General features: G+C 73.6%; 16 protein-coding genes. 8 read left to right on the forward strand and 8 right to left on the reverse strand.

Annotated elements, in window-relative coordinates; translation table 11 throughout:
* Positions 1-71 precede the first annotated feature (71 nt).
* The 6 genes from ACYP53_RS19870 to ACYP53_RS19895 all read left to right on the forward strand — a co-directional run bounded on the left by ACYP53_RS19870 (position 72) and on the right by ACYP53_RS19895 (position 5,900).
* The gene (locus tag ACYP53_RS19870) at positions 72-446 is read left to right on the forward strand and encodes a cyclic-phosphate processing receiver domain-containing protein (RefSeq protein WP_459648335.1); all 375 of its coding nucleotides are present in this window, start codon (positions 72-74) and stop codon (positions 444-446) included.
* Between the two features lie 108 nt (positions 447-554).
* Positions 555-1,382: a helix-turn-helix domain-containing protein gene (locus tag ACYP53_RS19875; protein WP_459648336.1), complete on the forward strand. Its 828-nt coding sequence runs from the start codon at positions 555-557 to the stop codon at positions 1,380-1,382.
* Between the two features lie 20 nt (positions 1,383-1,402).
* Positions 1,403-1,696 carry a putative quinol monooxygenase gene (locus tag ACYP53_RS19880; protein ID WP_459648337.1) on the forward strand — a complete coding sequence of 98 codons (294 nt, stop codon included), beginning with the start codon at positions 1,403-1,405 and terminating at the stop codon, positions 1,694-1,696.
* Positions 1,697-2,317: 621 nt separating this feature from the next.
* Positions 2,318-3,049, forward strand: coding sequence for a sensor domain-containing protein (locus ACYP53_RS19885; RefSeq protein WP_459648338.1), 732 nt, complete (start codon positions 2,318-2,320; stop codon positions 3,047-3,049).
* Positions 3,046-4,860 carry a DNA polymerase III subunit gamma/tau domain-containing protein gene (locus ACYP53_RS19890; protein WP_459648339.1) on the forward strand — a complete coding sequence of 605 codons (1,815 nt, stop codon included), beginning with the start codon at positions 3,046-3,048 and terminating at the stop codon, positions 4,858-4,860. The genes ACYP53_RS19885 and ACYP53_RS19890 overlap by 4 nt, the downstream gene beginning before the upstream one ends.
* A gap of 56 nt (positions 4,861-4,916) precedes the next feature.
* Positions 4,917-5,900, forward strand: coding sequence for a GNAT family N-acetyltransferase (locus ACYP53_RS19895; RefSeq protein ID WP_459648340.1), 984 nt, complete (start codon positions 4,917-4,919; stop codon positions 5,898-5,900).
* A gap of 290 nt (positions 5,901-6,190) precedes the next feature.
* Here the strand turns inward: ACYP53_RS19895 and ACYP53_RS19900 are convergent, their stop codons facing one another.
* From ACYP53_RS19900 to ACYP53_RS19915, 4 genes are all read right to left on the reverse strand, one after another.
* Positions 6,191-6,835 (reverse strand): hypothetical protein, encoded by a 645-nt coding sequence (locus ACYP53_RS19900; RefSeq protein ID WP_459648341.1) that lies wholly within the window; start codon positions 6,833-6,835, stop codon positions 6,191-6,193.
* A gap of 100 nt (positions 6,836-6,935) precedes the next feature.
* A complete protein-coding gene (locus tag ACYP53_RS19905) occupies positions 6,936-9,716 on the reverse strand; it encodes a DUF7825 domain-containing protein (protein ID WP_459648342.1) in 2,781 nt (926 codons plus the stop codon).
* 118 nt (positions 9,717-9,834) lie between these two features.
* Positions 9,835-10,227 (reverse strand): Imm50 family immunity protein, encoded by a 393-nt coding sequence (locus ACYP53_RS19910; RefSeq protein WP_459648343.1) that lies wholly within the window; start codon positions 10,225-10,227, stop codon positions 9,835-9,837.
* Between the two features lie 16 nt (positions 10,228-10,243).
* Positions 10,244-10,759 carry an Imm50 family immunity protein gene (locus ACYP53_RS19915; RefSeq protein WP_459648344.1) on the reverse strand — a complete coding sequence of 172 codons (516 nt, stop codon included), beginning with the start codon at positions 10,757-10,759 and terminating at the stop codon, positions 10,244-10,246.
* 214 nt (positions 10,760-10,973) lie between these two features.
* Here ACYP53_RS19915 and ACYP53_RS19920 point away from each other — a divergent pair, with 214 nt between their 5' ends.
* Together ACYP53_RS19920 and ACYP53_RS19925 are read left to right on the forward strand one after the other, a co-directional pair.
* Positions 10,974-12,191 carry a CapA family protein gene (locus ACYP53_RS19920; protein WP_459648345.1) on the forward strand — a complete coding sequence of 406 codons (1,218 nt, stop codon included), beginning with the start codon at positions 10,974-10,976 and terminating at the stop codon, positions 12,189-12,191.
* Positions 12,192-12,322: 131 nt separating this feature from the next.
* Positions 12,323-12,697 (forward strand): hypothetical protein, encoded by a 375-nt coding sequence (locus ACYP53_RS19925; protein WP_189914283.1) that lies wholly within the window; start codon positions 12,323-12,325, stop codon positions 12,695-12,697.
* 57 nt (positions 12,698-12,754) lie between these two features.
* Here the strand turns inward: ACYP53_RS19925 and ACYP53_RS19930 are convergent, their stop codons facing one another.
* From ACYP53_RS19930 to ACYP53_RS19945, 4 genes are all read right to left on the reverse strand, one after another.
* Positions 12,755-13,612, reverse strand: a complete 858-nt coding sequence (locus tag ACYP53_RS19930) for a patatin-like phospholipase family protein (RefSeq protein WP_459648346.1) — start codon at positions 13,610-13,612, stop codon at positions 12,755-12,757.
* A gap of 116 nt (positions 13,613-13,728) precedes the next feature.
* The gene (locus tag ACYP53_RS19935; protein WP_459648347.1) at positions 13,729-14,193 is read right to left on the reverse strand and encodes a hypothetical protein; all 465 of its coding nucleotides are present in this window, start codon (positions 14,191-14,193) and stop codon (positions 13,729-13,731) included.
* A 148-nt stretch (positions 14,194-14,341) separates the two neighbouring features.
* Positions 14,342-15,427 (reverse strand): terpene synthase family protein, encoded by a 1,086-nt coding sequence (locus ACYP53_RS19940; protein WP_459648348.1) that lies wholly within the window; start codon positions 15,425-15,427, stop codon positions 14,342-14,344.
* Positions 15,428-15,479: 52 nt separating this feature from the next.
* Complete coding sequence (locus ACYP53_RS19945) at positions 15,480-16,898, reverse strand: cytochrome P450 (protein ID WP_459648349.1); 1,419 nt, start codon at positions 16,896-16,898, stop codon at positions 15,480-15,482.
* Between the last annotated feature and the right edge of the window lie 185 nt (positions 16,899-17,083).

A 17,083-nucleotide genomic window follows, 5' to 3' on the forward strand; every position in this document is an offset into this window, starting at 1 on the left:
CGCGGGACCGCTGGAGCCTGCCGTCCCACCTTGACGTGGGCACCGTCCGCCGAGCAGAGCATCAATACTCCGTGGTCATCCCGCCCACCGACTGTGACAATCACCCGGTGAAGGAAGCCCCCACCCCGCCGACACCCGTCGTTCTCGGCATAGACGACCTCCGCCCCCTCCCCCGGGCCACGCGGATCGCCCGCACCGGCCGCGAGGGCATCCGGCTTCTGGAGGAGCACCGCGACAGCTTCATCGACGAGCTGTGGCTCGACCACGACCTCGGTGGCGACGACACCATCATGCCGGTGGTGACCCTCCTGGAAGAAGCCGCCTTCAACGGACAGCCCTTTCAGATCGGAGCCGTCTTCGTCCACAGCGCCAACCCCGTCGGTGCCGAAACCGTCGTCAGGTCACTCACCCGCTGGAGCTACCGTGTCCAGCGGGCAACGGCCTAGGAAGGCCGGCCGCCTCAGCCGGCGATACGGGTCCGGGGCCGCCGCCCACCGAGCTTCTGGGCCTTCACCGGTCCGCCGGTCACGGGCCGGACCGACAGTGGGGGAACCATGCGAATCGCGCACGCGTCACCGACGCCGGCCCTGCGAGCCTTCGTCGAGCGGTACTGGTGGGGTGAGGGGGAGGCCGGCGACCTGCCGCTGCTGCTGCCCGGGACGGGCGCCGAGCTGTGGATCCACTGGACGGGCGGGGTCGAGCTGTGCGGAGCGAACGGACTGCCGCCGCAGCCGCTGCCCGCCGCGCACCTGCTCTGCCTCCGACAGGCGCGCTGGTCACTGACCTCACGAGCGGCGGTCGGCTTCGTGGCCGTCCGGTTCCGGGCCAGTGCCCTGCGCCACTTCCTCGGCACGGGCGTCGATGACATGGCCGACCAGGTGGTGAGCGCCACAGACCTGTGGGGCCCCACGGGCCGGCGAATGACCGACGAGGTGCGCCTGGCCACCGATCCGGGCGCGCGCACGGACGCCCTCGATCGCTTCCTCACCGGGCTGCTCGCCGTCCACCACCGGGCCGACCCGTGGATGGACACGGCAGTGGACCTTGTGTACCGCAGTCCCGGCGGCATGCGGGTGGATGCACTGGCCGAGCGGCTCGGGGTCGGCTCCAGACGGCTGCAGCGGGCGTTCCCGCCGGCGGTCGGGGTGGGCCCGAAAGGGTTCCAGCGTCTGGCCAGGTTCCAGAGGCTCACCCGTGCCCTGCTGCTGTCGGATCAACGCCGTTATCTGCCGGACGCGTTGGGCGCGGGCTTCTACGACCAGAACCACTTTATCCGTGAGTTCCGGCACTTCACCGGCCGGCGCCCGACCGCACTGCTGGGCCAGGGACTGTCGCATTTCTACTATGAGCCGCTGCGCGGTCCCGGTCAGGCTGGGCACTGACCCAGAGAAAGGGCGGTCCGATGACCATGGTGGTAGCGATCCTGCAGGCCAGACCCGGGCAGGAAGACATTCTCGAGGCGGCCCTGTGCCAGGTCGCCGAACGCTCCCAGGAGGAGCAGGGGGCGGTGGCCTACACGGTCGGCCGCCAGGAGGGCGGCCGGCTCCTGGTCTCGGAGCGGTATGCGGACCGCGCGGCGTGCGACGCCCACTTCGCCGCCTCCTACGTGACCGATCTGCTGGCGCGCTTTCCAGAGCTCCTGGACGGTGAGCCGCAGGTCGAGTTCACCGACGTGGTCACCGGCTTCGCCCGCTGAACGCCCGGCACCGAGCTCGCCGCCCGTGCTGCCGGGATGGACAGCGGTCCCACCCCGCGGACGACGGTGGGCCCGTAGTCGATGGTGTGCGGGTTCAGCTTCCCGACGGCCGTGCTGTCGGTGGACAGGGGCGGATCGGCCGCCGGGCGGGTGGTGTTGAAGTAGGCGGGGAAGGTCGGGGCTTCTGCGCAGTGATCGCGGCGATGCTCGCGTTCCAGTTGGTGTCGACGGTGTACCAGGCCCTCGACGTGGCGAAGAGGGCCGCGGCCAGGGCGACGAATCGGACACATCGTTCGAACCGACCGTTCTCCAGCGGTTCGACGTCCGCCGGCGCGTCCCGGCACCGACTCCGCGCGGGCCGCACCACTCTTGTGCGGCCCGCGCGGAGTCGGGGACCCTGGACCCGGCGATGCGCGCAAGTCGTCGTGCAGGCACCCGAATCCGACGGATCATCACGAGGTTGCCATGGCCGAACAGTCCGAACCCTCCGACGCGGGCGGCACGGCGGCCGCCGAGAACCCGGGCGCGTCCCCCCGCTGGGCGCCCCCACCCGCCGGTACGTCTCCGTACGGACCGCCTCCCACGACCGGAGTCGCGCCTGTCGTGCCTGTCGCGCCGCCCATGCCGACGCAGCCGCCCGATCCGCCCGACTCGCCCGGGCGGCCACGGAAGTGGACTCCCCGGCGGCCGCCCGCCCTGGTCCTGGCCCTGGTTCTCCTGCTGTGCCTCGGGCTGGCCGGCGGCGCCTGGTGGCTCTGGCTGCGCGACCCGCACCCCGCGAAGAGCCTGCACGTGGCGGCGGGCACCGTACAGGCGGACCTGCTGAGCCCGGACGACGTCAGCGGCCTGGCCGGGACCACCGTCGTCGCCGGCCCGCGGACCGGCGAGCCGCCCGCCGAACTGACGGCGGAGCCCTCGAACTGCGCCGCGGCGGTCGGCCCGGCCACCCGTACCGTCTACGGGAACGACTGGACGGCGTTCCTCGCGGCGACCTACGAGGACGCGACGGGCGTCGGCGACTACACGGTGACCCAGGCCGTCGGCCTCTACCCGGACACCGCCAAGGCCGGGACCGCCTACCGGGCGCTGGCCGACGGCATCGAGGGCTGCCCGACCGCGGTGCGCACCGACCAGGACGGCACCACCTCGACCTGGAACTACAGCAGTGACACGACCGGCCCGGACGCGATCGCCTGGACGTCGCGGCAGTACGCCGGCGACGGCTGGTCCTGCTACCGCCAGGCCCGGCTGAAGGGCCGGGCGCTCCTGCAGGTCGCGCTCTGCCAGGCCGGGGACGGCAAAGCGGCCGCCGCGGCCATCGCCGACCGGTTCGCGGCGGGGGTGAAGGGATGAGCAGCGCCCACCCGGGCCCGTCCACGCCGGATCACAGCGCCTCGGCCGGGCTGCGTCGAGTCCTGGGCCTCGTCCTCGTCGCGGCGCTCGTACCGGTTCTCACCGCCGGCCCGGCAAACGGAGCACCGACGCCGCGGCCCGACGTCCGCGTCACGGCCGGACGGCTCGCCGCGGTGCCCGCCGCAGTGCCCGCGGCGAGCCCCGCCCCGGGCGCTGCGGAGAGCGCCGCCGCGCCCCAGCCGCTGCGCACGAGCGGCGCCTACTCCGGCGACCTCAACTCCCGGATCACGTCCTTCGGACAGCAGATCGCGCCCCTGTCGCAGCGAGCGGGCGCGCTGGTCGCGCAGAAGCAGTCACTCGACCAGCGCGGCACGGCCCTCGGCACCGCGCTCGACGCCCTCAGTGCCCAGGCGTCCGCCACCTCCGCCAAGTTCGCGGCCCACAACGGCAAAGTGGACGCCCACAACGCCAAGGTGGACGCGCACAACGCCAAGCCGCACACCTTCCAGATGCCCGCCCAGGCCGCCGAAGCCGCCGCCTACGACTCCGAGAAGGCCGCCCTCGACGCCGAAGGCGCCCAACTCGCCGGGGAACAGGGCCAACTGGACACAGAGAAGGACCAGCTGCGCACCCGGCTGACCGAACTCGACGGCGAACGCGCAGCCCTCACCACCGAGACGACGGCCTACAACGCCGAAGCCGGCGCCCTGCGCGGCGACGCCCAGCAGATGGTGCTGCAGCGCCGTCAACTGCTCCAGGAGATGGCCTCCGCCCTGCAGAGCGTGCCCGCCCCGCCGCCGGCCACGGCCGACCGGCCGGCCACACCCTCCCCGGCGGCGGCGTCGATGGCCCGGGGCGGCGACGCACCCCGCCCCGCGAGCGCCACCGCCAGCCACCCGAACGCGCCCGCCGCCGGCGGCGACCGCCCGGCCCGGGCCCCGCAGGCCCGCGCCCTCGACGCCTACGGGCGCCAGCACGACGTCAAGGTCGACAAACGCCCCGTCACCGCCTACCTGACCCCCGACACGCTCGCCAGGGCCTCCGAGGCCGACGCCGGCCAGGTCAACCCCTCCGCCACGTTCGACGGCCTCGCCCCCAAGCCGAACGGCCACTACACGGCCCTGGCCGCACGAACCGCCGGACTCGCCCGCGGCGACCAGCAGGACGCCTTCCGCTCCGCCGTCGCCAACGGCGGCCAGGCGACAGCCACCGTCGACGGCAAGAAGATCGTCATCGACCAGGTCGAACCGGTCCAGGCCTGCCGGACCTCCGCCGGGAACGCCGCCCTGCCCGACACCGGCGTCCCCCCGGTCACACCCGCCACCGCGGTACAGGACACACCACAGGCCCGGCCCGCGCGCACGACCGACCAGTGCGGGCCCACCGAGGACGACGCCAAGGCGGCCCGGAGCCGGGCCGAGGAACTCCAGGCCCAGCGCCCACCCCCGATGAACGACCGCGGCACGACCGCCGTCATCGGCGTCTACAACACCGCCACCAAGACCTGGACCAACCGGATCGCCATCGAGGGCGGCGGCCCCCTGCCGCCCGGCTGGGAACTGCGCCCCGGCGAGAAGTTCGTCCAGGCCGACGGAGCCGCCAGCCGCCCGGTCATCCACGCGGAGGAGACCGTCATCGACAGCCTCGGGCCTGACGAGGTCATCGGCTACGGCGGCACCTCACGCAACATCTGCCAGGACGCCTGCTACCGGGCCCTCGCCGGGCGCGGCATCACCTTCGGCGGAGCCGGCGACCGCGGCGGCGCACCGGACAAGTCCCCCTACTCGACCTTCTGGTCCGAAGGCTGGTGACCCCTCCACCCACAAACCACCGGCGGACCTGCCTCGAAGTTCGAGATCATCCGATCATGTCGGATGACACGCCAGGACAGGACCTTCCGGCCGGCTTCGGGTTCCGGCCGTATCGGGGCGACGAGGACCACGGCCCCATGGCCGCGGTGCGGCTGGGATGTGTCGAACGGGACCGGGTCGACACCCGTTCGGTTGTGGAAGGGCTCCCGACAGCGGCCGAGATCGCCGAGGCCTCTGCCAAGCTGGACGAGCCGTCCAAGAACCAGGTCCTGGTGGTACGCGACGGGAGCGTCGTCGGCTACTCGACGATCCGGTGGTGGCAGGAGCAGGACGATACGTGGCTTTACCTGCACCGCGGTTACCTCTTGCCCGAGCATCGCGACCAGGGCATCGGGTCAGCCATGCTGAGCTGGGCCGAAGAGCGGATCCGCCGGCTCGTCGAAGACCATGGCACGGCTCGGACTGCAGTGATCGGTGCGAACGCCATGGTCTCCGAGCAGGACGCCACGGCGCTTCTGCTCGCAGCCGGCTACCGACGTGTCTTCAGTCTGGTCGAGCTGGAGTTGGGCAATCTGCAGCAGTTGCCCGAACGAGGCAGCGAACTCCCGGCCGGGATACGGACGGGGCCGATCGGGACCAGCCACTACCGCGCGGCCTGGAGGACGGTCGTCGATTCGTATGCGGAAACCGGTTTCACTCAGAAATGGACCTTCCAGGACTTTGTCGACACCGCCGACCCGGCATGCTGGAGGGCTGCCTGGAGGGGGCAGGAGATGCTCGGTGTGGCCCTCTGCTCCATCCGCAGCCACGACCGCACCGTGGGCGAGGTGGAAGAGCTGAGCGTCCGAACGGACCAGCGACGCCTCGGAATCGGCCGGATCCTGCTGCTGGAAGGGCTGCGAAGCCTTCGCGAGCAGGGCGCAACGACGGCCAGGCTGTACACGGGCACGGCAAATCCCCACCGGTCCTACGATCTTTACGAGAGCGTGGGGTTCCGGAGACAGAACGAGTATGTCCGCTACCGCAAGCCGCTCGCTTGATCGACCAGCCATTGGACTGTCCGGTCGATCCACAGAATTCGACAATTCCTCGCACATACGGTGAGTGACCGTCAGCGGTTCAGCGCGTCGAGGATCATCTGCACTTCCCGGCGCCATTCGCTGGCGTCGATGTGGTCCGTCCATCCTTGTGCGAGTTGGGAGCCATCGCCGAGGACTCGCCGAATGGTCCGGTTCCCCACGTTCCCATCGTCGGCTCCCGGTGGTGCTGAGCTGTGTCGGAGACAGCATGGCATCAACGACTTCCGGCCTCGCGCCGACCTCCGTGTCCGTCAGCCGGCTGCGGCGAACCGGCGTCCTCGGTCCAGGAAGGCCGTGATGCCCGCGACCCCGCCGAGTTCGTGGATCGTCCGGGTGGCGCCGAACGGTGCGTTCCAGAACGCCCCCTGCTGCGGCGTGTGCGGACCGATGTAGGCGTAGGGCTCCTGCTCGAACGCGTCGCCCGGCGAGATGCCGTAGTTCACCGCGCCGACGGTCACGGCGAGGTCGAAGTGCTCGGGCCAGATGACCGGCTCCTCACCCGGGAACAGCCCGGCCAGTGCCGCCTCGCCGAGCGCGAAGCAGTGCGCGAGCCGGCGGGCGGCGGACGGGTCCACCTCGATCGCGTGATCGGCGGCGACGCCCGGACCGTCCGCGTACAGCCCCGCCGGGGCGCCGACGGTGAGCGCGAGGGCCGTGCCGAGAGCGGCGCAGCTGGTCCGTTCGAGGGACAGCACCTGTCCGGGCCCGACCAGCTCCGCGCCGATCACCCGCAGCCGCGGTTCGGCGACGGTGGTGAAGCCGCCGGCGGAGGCCCGCAACCGGATCGTCCCGCTCGCCCGGTACTGCGGCCCGGCCAGGACCAACTCGGCCACCGCGTGCAGGGAGCGGCGGGTCCGGGCGAAGGTCTCGGCGTCCGTGCGGGCCTCGTTGTCCATGCTGCCATGGTCTCCCGGGGCGGAGCCGTACGCGACGGCGCGCCGGACCTCGCGGACAGCCCTGAGTGCGGCAGCGCGGCAGGCCCGGGGTTCGGTGCGGTCAGGGCGTCAGGATCGTGGTGAGCCGGGTGGCCTCGGTGCGGACTCGGCGGGGTGCGGTCGGGGTGGTCAGGGTGTCGAGGGCGGGGAGGGTGGTGCGGATGTGCTCGGTAGCGGCGCACTCGGCGGCCAGTGCGAGGGTGTCCGCCAGGCCTCGCCGGCCGGGTTCGGCGGCGAGTTCGGTGATCAGGGTGGTGAGTACCGTCCAGATCGCCCGGCCCTCGCCGCTGCGCACGGCGTCGGCCAGGACGGGCAGGACCCGGTTCGGTTTGGCGACGGAGAGCCGCCAGAGCGCCGCGAGCCAGGTGCCGAGCGCCTCGGGCCGGAGGCGTCCGCGTGCGTTCGCCGCCAGCAGGGCGTCCAGCGCGGCGGTGCGGTTCTCCGCCCGGGTGGCGGTCAGGCCGTAGGCGAGGAGCAGGTGGCTGACCGGGCCGAGTTCGCCCGGGGTGTCCGCGAGCCGGGGCAGCAGGGGGTCGGTCTCCCGGGATGCGGCCGCATGCGAGTGGAAGACCGCGCCGGGGAGGGCGTGGGCGGCTACGGCCTCCGGGTGCCAGGGCGCCAGCCAGGGGAGCTGGGCGAGTTCGGCGGTCTGCGTCCACGGGGCGCCCGCGAACCGGGCGGTGTCGGTGGGGTCGGGAAGGGTGTGGAGCAGGGCGGCGATGCCGTCCGGTACCGGTGCGACGGCGGCGGTGACGGCGAGTGGTGCGATGCGCGGGAGCGTGGGCGGGACCCGGCCGTGGCCGCCGACCTGCTCGGGCTGGTCCGGGGACTGGACGTGGAACCGGTCGGGTGCGGGTGGCACCGTGTCGGACGGCAGGTCGCAGCCAAACCCGGCAGCGGCGGCGCGGACGGCGGGCAGTGCCTGCGGGGGTATCCGGAGCAGGGACTGGGCAAGGTCGGCGGGCCAGGGGCGGGCACCGGCGGCGCGGTGGGACGCGAGCCGTTCGGTGAGCACGGCCGGGTCGATCGTGCCGTCCGCGGCGGTGGGGGTGGCGAGCAGGCACGGCACCGGCGCGTCGGCGATCCGGCACGCCGTTTCGTGGACGCGCAGTGCCGGGATGACGGCGGGGGTGCGCAGGTGGGCGGGGAGGCCGAGGAGTTCGGCCGTGTGCCGATCGGACTCGTGCGGTCGGCCGGTCAGGGCGTCGAGCAGGCAGCCGAGCGCTCCCGTGACGCTGCGGGCCTCCCAGAGCCACACCCGGTCGTCGCCGCGCCGGGCGGCGAGCGGGGCGAGCGCGGTCCGCAGGGCGGCCGGGTCGCGGTGGTGCTCCGCGACGAGGGCGGCGAACACCACCTCGAACTCGCCGGGGTCGGGTACCCGGTCGGCCATGACGGCCCCCAGCCGCTCGGCGAGGTCGAACGGCCCGGCGGGTACGGTCGGCAGTGCGCCGTGCCCGGCGGGCGTGGCGGGCACAGCGGGCACAGCGGGCGTGGCGGGCGGGGCCGGCGTCGGGGTAAGGGCCGGCGTCGGGCTCGGGACGGCCAGCAGGCGGCGGGCGTCGCTCCGGAGGGCGGCGCCGAGGGCGGTGGCGGCGGCGCGTACGGCCTCGGCGGTGGCGGGAGCCGCGTCGGGCAGGTGGCGGGCGGCCAGGCGCAGCGCGCGTTCCTGGACGGCGGGGGCCGGGTGGGTGAAGGCCGCGGCGATGGCGGGCAGCAGGGTGTCGGCCGCGGACGGGTCGCGGCGCAGCGCGGCGTCGGCCCTGCTGAGCTGGGTGGTGGCGAGCGCCTTCTCCGGGCGGGTCAGGACCGCGGTGGTGAGTTCGGCGAACAGTGCCGAGGGCAGCCGAGCGTCCACGGACAGCAGCGCCGTCTGGGCGGCCTTGGCGGCGGTCGGCGCGCCGTCGGCGGCCAGTCGGACGTGATCGCGTGCTCGGGCGAGGACCTCGTCGGCGTCGGGTGACAGTGCCGCGTACAGCTGGAGGAATCCGCGCAGGTTGCCGGGCCGGTCGCCGCGCAGGAGACGGCCGAGACAGAGGTCGATCAGTTCGGCGCGGTCGAGCAGGCCCTCGCCCGCCAGGGCGGTGAGCGCTCGGGGCCACTCGTTGTCCGGTCCGAAGCGGGCGGCGTACGGATCGGCGAACTCGGCACCGACGTCGGGGACTTCGAACAGGCGGCGGACGAACTCGGCGAGCCGGGGCTGGGCGCGCAACCAGGAGAGCAGGGTGTCGTGGTGCGGCGCCGGCTCGCGCAGGCCCCGCTCGGCGAACCACTCCGCGATCTCCCGGTGGTGGTAGCGCATCAGGCTGCCCTGGCGCACCCAGCCGATCACGTAGCCGTCGGTGGTGGGGAGTTCGGCGCCGGACCAGACGGCGAGGCCGTGGGCGATCAGCCAGCGGGCGCCGTCACCGCGTACGGGCAGCCACTCGGCGAGCCGGATCGCGAGTTCGCGGTGGAACTCCGCGTCACGGTGCGGTTGGAGCAGGGCCAGCAGGAGGGCGTGCTCGTCGGGGTTGGTGGAGCCGCCGCCGGGCAGCGGCCAGCAGGCGTCGAGGAGGCGGCGGGAGGTCAGCCAGTCCAGGGCCTCGGCCGGGGTCGCGGCGGCGTGGATCCCGGCGAACTGCAGGGCGGCGAGCTGGTCGTACGCGGCGGAGTAGCGCTCGCGGTCGCCCGAGGAGAGCTCACGGGCCAGCTCGGTGCGGAGCTTGCGCAGCGGGGTGCGCAGGTGGCGCAGCTCGCCGGCGGGCACCGGGGACAGCCGGTCGATCACCCCCTGCGGGACCCGGTCGGCGATGAGCGCGCGCACGTCGTCCCAGCTGATCGTCTCATTCGTACGGTCGGTCATGACGCCCCTCTCCTCCGGTTCGGCTGCTGGTCGTGAACGTAGCGTGCCGCACTGACAACCGTCCGGGAGGGCCGGAGTGTCTCCCCGCCCCCGGGCATCCGTCAGCCTCGGAAATCCGTCACTCGGCGCCCCAGAGCTGTCCGACGGGCGGCTCGGCCCGGATCTCGGCCGCCGTGAAGGACACGTGCTTGCCCCGCCCGGCGAGCAGGACCCGCCGCCCGGTGAGCGTGGCCCGGGTCGTGGGCCAGCCCGACCAGGCGTCCACCTGGAAGTCCGTCACACCGACGCAGACCAGCGTGAACTCGACCGCGTTGTGCCCGCGCTCCCGCCACAGGTCCGCGGCCCTGGCCGGGACGGCGCGCGCGGAGAACCGCAGGGTGACGGACGCTTCGCGCTCGTCGACGAGGACGGAGTCCAGGCCGTAGTCGCTCAGCGGGGGCGGCGGCGCGCCGAGCACCTCGCGGAGCGTCCCGGGGTTCGCCACCTCCGCGGACCAGTCGTGCTCAGCCATGAGGCCCCCCGGGGAGTCACCCATAGAACATCTTCGCGGTGGTGGGCGGCAGCAGGTCGCCGTACAGCCGCCGGTCGATCGGGCTGACGAACCACCGCTCGGCCGCGTACGGTTGCGCGCCGTCGGAGCGGTAGGCGTTGAGGTGCCCCGCTTTGAGCGCGGCGTGCGCGGTGAAGTCCAGCGAGAACCCCCGGCCGCGCACCCCGACCGCGATCCGGCGCTCCCGTTCCCGCAGGTAGCGGCTCAGCCCGACGTCGACCACCGTGCCGCCGGGGACGCCCCGCATCCGCAGGTCCTCGTCGACCCCGAAGAACTCGATCTGGGCCTCGAACCGGTCGCAGCCCGCGTCCACCCAGGCCTGCGGGGCGAGGTCGGGAAAGGACGGGAACTCGACCCGCAACGTCACGCCGGCGCCGCGCGGACTCAGGTGCACCGATCGGAGCACCAGGCGCTCCAGCGGCGGCAGCTCGGTGCAGAGCGCGGCCAACTGCCCGGCGGGGAGCAGCAGCTCCGGCCACGCGTCGACCGACATGGACCCGCCCTCCCCTTCCGGATACCCCTCCGGATACCCCTTCGGATACCTCGAACAGCCTCTTGACCTGGGATGCTACCGCGCGCTCCCCCGCCCCTCGCCCCGCCCTCCGCCTGATGTCCGCCCGGCCTCGTCGGCGTGGGGCCGAGGGAGAGCGACCGGGGCGTCGCATAGTCGGATGGCCGATGACACCTTCCGATCATGAGACGAGACGATGATGCGCCTGCCCCGCCGAGCGGCCGTCACGACGGCCGTCACGCTGCTCCTGGCACCCGCGGGCTGCGGCTCCCCCGCGGCGGCGCCGCCGGCGGACGGCCGGAGCCCCGCCGTCGCCGCGCCGGCCGGTGCCACCGCTGCCGCGTCCCCCGCCGCCTCCCCCACCGGGCCCCGGGCGTTCACCCTGCTCGCCACCGGCGACGTGCTGCCGCACACCGAGATCATCCGGCAGGCCAAGGAGGACGCCGGCGGGAACGGGTACGACTTCCGCGCGATGTTCGCCGACGTCAAACCGCTGATCAGCGGCGCTGACCTCGCCATCTGCCACATGGAGACCGTCTACGGCGCCGACGGCGGGCCGTTCACGGGCTACCCGGCGTTCAAATCTCCCCCGCAGGTCGCCGCCGCCCTCAAGGACGCCGGGTACACCGCCTGCGACACCGCCTCCAACCACACCCTCGACGACGGCGCGGACGGCATCCGGCGCACGCTCGACGCCATGGACGCCGTGGGCCTGGCGCACACCGGCTCGGCCCGCGACGAGGCCGAGGCCGGGAGGCCCGCGCTGCTCCGGGCCGGCGGCGCCACCGTGGCGCACCTCGCCTACACGTACGGCACCAACGGGATCCCGCTGCCGGCGGGCCGGCCCTGGGCGGTGAACCTGATCGACCGGGACCGGATCCTCGCCGACGCGCGCGCCGCCCGGGCGGGCGGTGCGGACCTCGTGGTGGTGAGCGTCCACTGGGGCACCGAGTGGCAGGACGCGCCGAACGACCAGCAGCTCACCCTGGCCCGCGACCTGGCCGCCGGGCAGGGCGAGGGCCGGCCCGACGTCGACCTGGTCCTCGGCACCCACGCCCACATCCCGCAGGCGTACGAGCGGATCAACGACACCTGGACGGTGTACGGCCTCGGCGACCAACTCGCCGGACACATGTTCACCTACGACGGTGCCGAGGATCCGCGCGGCAACTGGAGCTCGATCGCCCGGTTCACCTTCGCCCCGCCGGCCGCGCCGGGGCAGCGGTGGACGGTCGCCAAGGCCGAGTTCATCCCGCAGGTGACGGACCTCGGCCCGCCCTACCGCGTCCTCGACCTGCGGAAGGCCGCCCGCCGCGACCCCGGCCGGGCCGACTACGCCCGGGCGCTGGAGCACATCCGCTCGACGGTTCTCAGCCGGGGCGCGGCCGCGTCGGGGCTGACCATGTCCCCCTGAACCCGGCAGCGGGAGGGCGACGGCAGGGCCCGCCACCGAGAGCCGGGTACCGTGACGTGCCCGGCGGACAGTGGCCGGGCCCGCGGGCCGGTCGGCCCGGCGGCACCGATCGAGGGAGAGGCGGAGAACGGATGACCCTGGAGGAAGGCCGACGAGTCAGGCTGGCCGAGGACCTCGAACTCGGCGCGGCGGTCGCCGGGGAGCCGGGGGCGGTCGTCGGGCTCCTCTCGCTGGGGGCCGGGCTCGAGGGCACCGTCGAACGGGTGGACGGGGAGCTCCCGGAGAGCCGTGAGGTCCTGGAGTACCAGCGGCTCACCGCGCTGTTCGAGGACTACGGGCACACCATGCCGACGGCGAGCCGCGAGCGGCTGGAGGCGGAGATCGCGGCGCTGGAGCCGGAGTGGGCCGCGTACCGGGAGCGGGGGAAGCGGGTGACGGTCCGGGTCAGGTTCGACAACGGCTTCGTCCTCGACGGAGCCCACCAGGACGTCCTCACCGCCCTGTGAGGGACGACGCCCCGGCGTGACGCCGGCGGGCCCGCCCGTGCGCCCATCACCCCCTGCTCACTCCGCGGTCGTGCGCAGCGCCGGCCAGGTACGGGCGACCGAGGCGGCGAGGGCCGCGCCCTGCCGGTGGCCGGCCCGGGCGGCGGCGGAGCGCCGGGCGTTGGCGGTCAGGTCGCGTCCCATCGCGCGGCGGGCACCGGCGTCCGGGGCGATCAGGGTGGTGTGCGTACCGGCGGCGCGCAGCTCCTGCGCCTGCTGCCCGGCGCTGGGGTGCGGCCCGACGGCGGTGGGGACGGGTGCGACGGCCAGCACCTGGCGGTGGCCGGCGGCGAGCTGGAGGTTGGCCGTGGAGCGGGCACCGCCGTCGATCCACTGCCGCCCGAGGGCCGTGGTGGGCGGCCAGACCAGCGGGACAGAGCAGCTGGCGGCGACCGCGTCGGCGAGGTCGAGCCCCGAGTCGGCGTCGAACGCCTCGACACCGCCGGTCCGGGCGTCCACAGCGGTGATCCGCAGCGACTGCGCGGGCCAGGCGGTGGCATCGCGCAGCAGGGTGCGCACGACGTCGTGGATGTCCTGGGCGGGGGTGGGACGCGCGGTCAGGGCGGCGCGGCCCAGGCGCCGGACGGAGCGTTCCGGGTCGCGGGTGGCGAGGGCCGCCCACAGGAAGCGCAGGGTCTGCGCGGCGGTGACGCCCATCTCGATCCCGTCGAGGTCGGCCAGTTGACGTTCGTACAGTTCACGGGCGGGTTCGCCGCTCGCGAGCCGGGCGCCGAAGATGGCTCCGGCCGAGGTGCCGATGACGGTGTCGGCGGCCGTCAGGTCGACCCCGCCGTCGGCGAGGCCGGCGAGCACACCGATCAGCCACGCGCCGCCGACCGGTCCGCCGCCGCCCAGTACCAGTGCCGTCCCGATCATGGCGTTCCTCTCCCCCGACCCAAGAAATGGGGATCACTCCCCGCTTTGCTTGGACGTGAGGATACACCGGCGGCGGGCCGCGCCGCCCACCCCCGTACCCGTTCGGTGCCGGGCGGTCAGTACTCGTTCTTGATGACGAAGTACGAGCCGCGGATCGTCCCGGCGAGCTTCGACTTCTGACGGGCGAACTTGAACCGCGGGGCCAGCTCCTCCGGGACCTCCATCCCCTCGGCGAGCTTGAACCCCACCGCGCGCTTCTTGTCGCCGTCGACGGTGTACATCACGTTGACCGACAGCCCGCTCTCGTAGAAGACGTAGGCCATGCGGATGTTCTCGACCTGGAAGGCCGTGGCCTCCAGCGGTCGGGACGAGATGACGATGTCGCGCTCCTCCTTCAGGATCCGGTGCACCCAGTCGACGACCGCCGTGGCGTCAGCGGCCGACTCGACCGTGAAGACGTGGTCGTACTTGTTCCTGAAGTACCGGGCCTCGTTCGCCCGCAGGCCGGCGAGCGCCTCCGCGACGGGCGACGACTCCAGACCGACGGTCGAGACGGTGGCGAAATCCACGGTGTACGTCACGGCAGGTACCTTCCCATCGGCGTCGACAGACGGACGATAGCCCCTCGGCCGGGCACCGGACGCGAACCGCCGCCCGTTCCGTGCCCAGCGTGTTCCGTGCCCAGTGTGTTCGGGGTCCTCGGCCGCGGTGCCGGGCGTGCCGCGAGGGTCAGGCCGGGGTCCGCCCTCCGAGCAGGTCCGGGTTGCGGGTGAGGCGGAGGGTGTCGATCTCCACGTAGCGGCCGGAGTTGACCCCCCATTCCAGGTTGCCGCGCATCCAGGCCTTCATGCCGCCGGCGAAGGCGCCGACGGCGGCCCGGTCCGCCTCGCGGAGGCCGTGCCAGCTGCCGCAGAGGGTGGTGAGCGACTCCTCGGCGTCCAGGAAGACGCCGATGTCGCGGGCGACCTTGCGATACACGTGGTCGATGGCGTCCTGGATGCCGCAGCCGAGCTCCCGGCTCACCGCGAGCACGCCGTTGGTGACCTCGCCGACGACGAGTTCCTTCTGCAGGGAGAGGACGTCGTTGACCCAGACGACGACGTCGGAGGCCTTGTCGACCATCGTGCGCAGCTGCTCGGACTCGTGGAGCAGGGCCGGTACCTCCAGGCCGGCCGCGTACTCCAGCAGGTCCAGCGAGGGGGTGATGCCTCCCGAGACGCGACGCAGCTGGGCGTAGCCGCTGAGGGCGGGGACGTGCCGGTGCTCGCGGTTCACCGCCTCGTAGCGGAAGGCGTCCAGGAACTGCCCCATGTGGGTGATGAAGCGCAGCTGCCACTGGATGCTCTGCCGCCCGGCGAGGCGTCGCCACACCTCGGCGAGTTCGTCCGCGAGCGGCGGAGCGTCACCGGCCGGCGGCGGCGCGTCACCGGCAGGCGGCGACGGTTCGGCGGAACGAAGGGTGAGGGCCGCGAGCATCCGGAGGGTGGTGCGGGTGTCGTCGGCGGCGTCCGTGGGGGCCCAGTCGTCGTACAGGTCGTCGATGACGAAGGCCCAGGTGAACCAGCCGGCGAGCGGCGAGAGCCGCTCGGCGCGCAGGTCCGGGTAGCAGCGGGCGATGAGCTCGCCCAGGTGGGTGTCGGCGAGCCGCTTGCGGGCGCGCGGCCCGTCCACCAGGCCGTAGCGGTCCGCCCATTCCAGGATGAGCCGCTCCAGCTCCTCCCGGTACGGGGACATCCGGGGCGGCAGCTGGTACAGGACGTGGTCGGGGTCGGGCAGCAGCCGCAGGTCGAGGGGGACGGTCGGGGGTGTCGTCATGCGGGTGTCGGTCTCCTTCGGGCCGAGCCGGGCCGGTCGGGTGCAGTGCGCTTCACGGACGGCTGCGCAGCCGCAGGCGCAGCGGGGCCGGGTGGATCACCGTCCACGGGCGGGGCTCGACCAGGTGCGCGGGCAGTGGTCCCGGCGGCGGTTCCAGCCGCCACCGGGAGGTGATGACCGCGACGGCCAGGGTGAGTTCGGTCAGGGAGTAGACGTCACCGATGCACTTGCGGGAGCCGGTGCCGAAGGGGACGTAGGCCCGGCGCGGGAGTTCGGCCGCGCGGGCGGGCGACCAGCGGTCGACGTCGAAGCGTTCGGGGTCGGGGTAGAGGTCGGGGCGGTGGTGGAGGAGGTAGGGGGAGAGCAGGACGGCGGTGCCCGGGCGGAGGTGCTCGCCTGCCAGCTCGACCGGCTCGGTGACGGTGCGGCTGTAGAACCAGGCGGACGGGTAGAAGCGGAGCGTCTCCGCCACCACCCGGCGGGCGAGGTCCAGGCGGGTGACGTCCGCCAGGGTGACCCCGGCGGGTATGGCACCGGCGGGCGTGGCACTGCCGGGAACGGCCTGGCGGAGCCGGGCGGGGAGGATCGCGCGCGCCTCCCGGGCGACGGCGTCGGCCAGCTCCTCGTCCAGGGAGAGGAAGTGCAGTGCCCAGCCGAGCGCCGAGGCCGAGGTGCCGATGCCGCCGGTGAGCATGGTGACGATCTGGTCCCGCATCTCCCGGTCGGTCAGGCCCTCCCCCACCATCAGCGTGAGCAGGTCGTGGTCGCCGCCGTCGCCGCGTCGGCGGCCCTCGATCGCGCCGTCGACCACCTCGTTCACGGTGCGGCAGGCCTGGCGGAAACGGCGGTTGGCCCGGGTCGGCAGCCGGTCGAACAGCCGGGACGGGGAGCGCATCTGCCGGCCGATGCCGTGGTGGAAGTCCGGGTAGACGGCGGCGATCCGGGCCACCGCGGTGGAGGAGCGGTCCGCGGAGAACAGCGTCCGGGTGATGATCCTGGCGATCAGCCGGTAGGCGTGGTCCTCGACGGCGATCACCCGGCCGTCGGCCCAGCCGGCCGCGGTGGCGGTCACCTCCTCCAGCATCACCGGCAGGTAGCGGGCGAAGGCCTCCGGGCGGAAGGCGGGCTGGAGTTGCCGGCGCTGTCGGCGGTGCACGTCGTGGGGTGTGGAGCCGAGCCCGTCGCCCAGGAACCAGCGCAGCTTGTCGAAGAGCGGCCCGCCCTTGTCGAAGTGCCGGGTGTCGGTGAGGACGTGGTGGAACAGGTCGGGGGTGCAGACCATCATCGCGCGCTGCGGTCCGAGCCGGAGTTCCACCAGGTCGCCTTGGCCGGCGAGCGAGCGCAGGAACGGCAGCGGATGGCGGAAGAGGGCCGGGACGTGTCCGACCAGCGGGAGAGCGCCGGCCGCGCGGGCGGTGCGGTGGGTGGTCGTGGTGGTGGTCGCGGTGGTGCTCGCGGTGGGTGCCGTCATGTCTCCCCGTTCGACGCAGGGCGGAGGATCCGGAAGCCCGGCGGGGGCCGGGCTTCCGGGGCAGTCAATCTGGCACTCGGCTTCGGGAGTTGAGAAGGTCAGAGCCGATCCGAAAATATGTCTTGGGCCGGATTCCGGCCGGTACGAGGCAGACTGTCAGGAAGCGCTCGCCGCCGGGCGGGGCC

The organism is Kitasatospora sp. Ki12 (assembly GCF_054601375.1).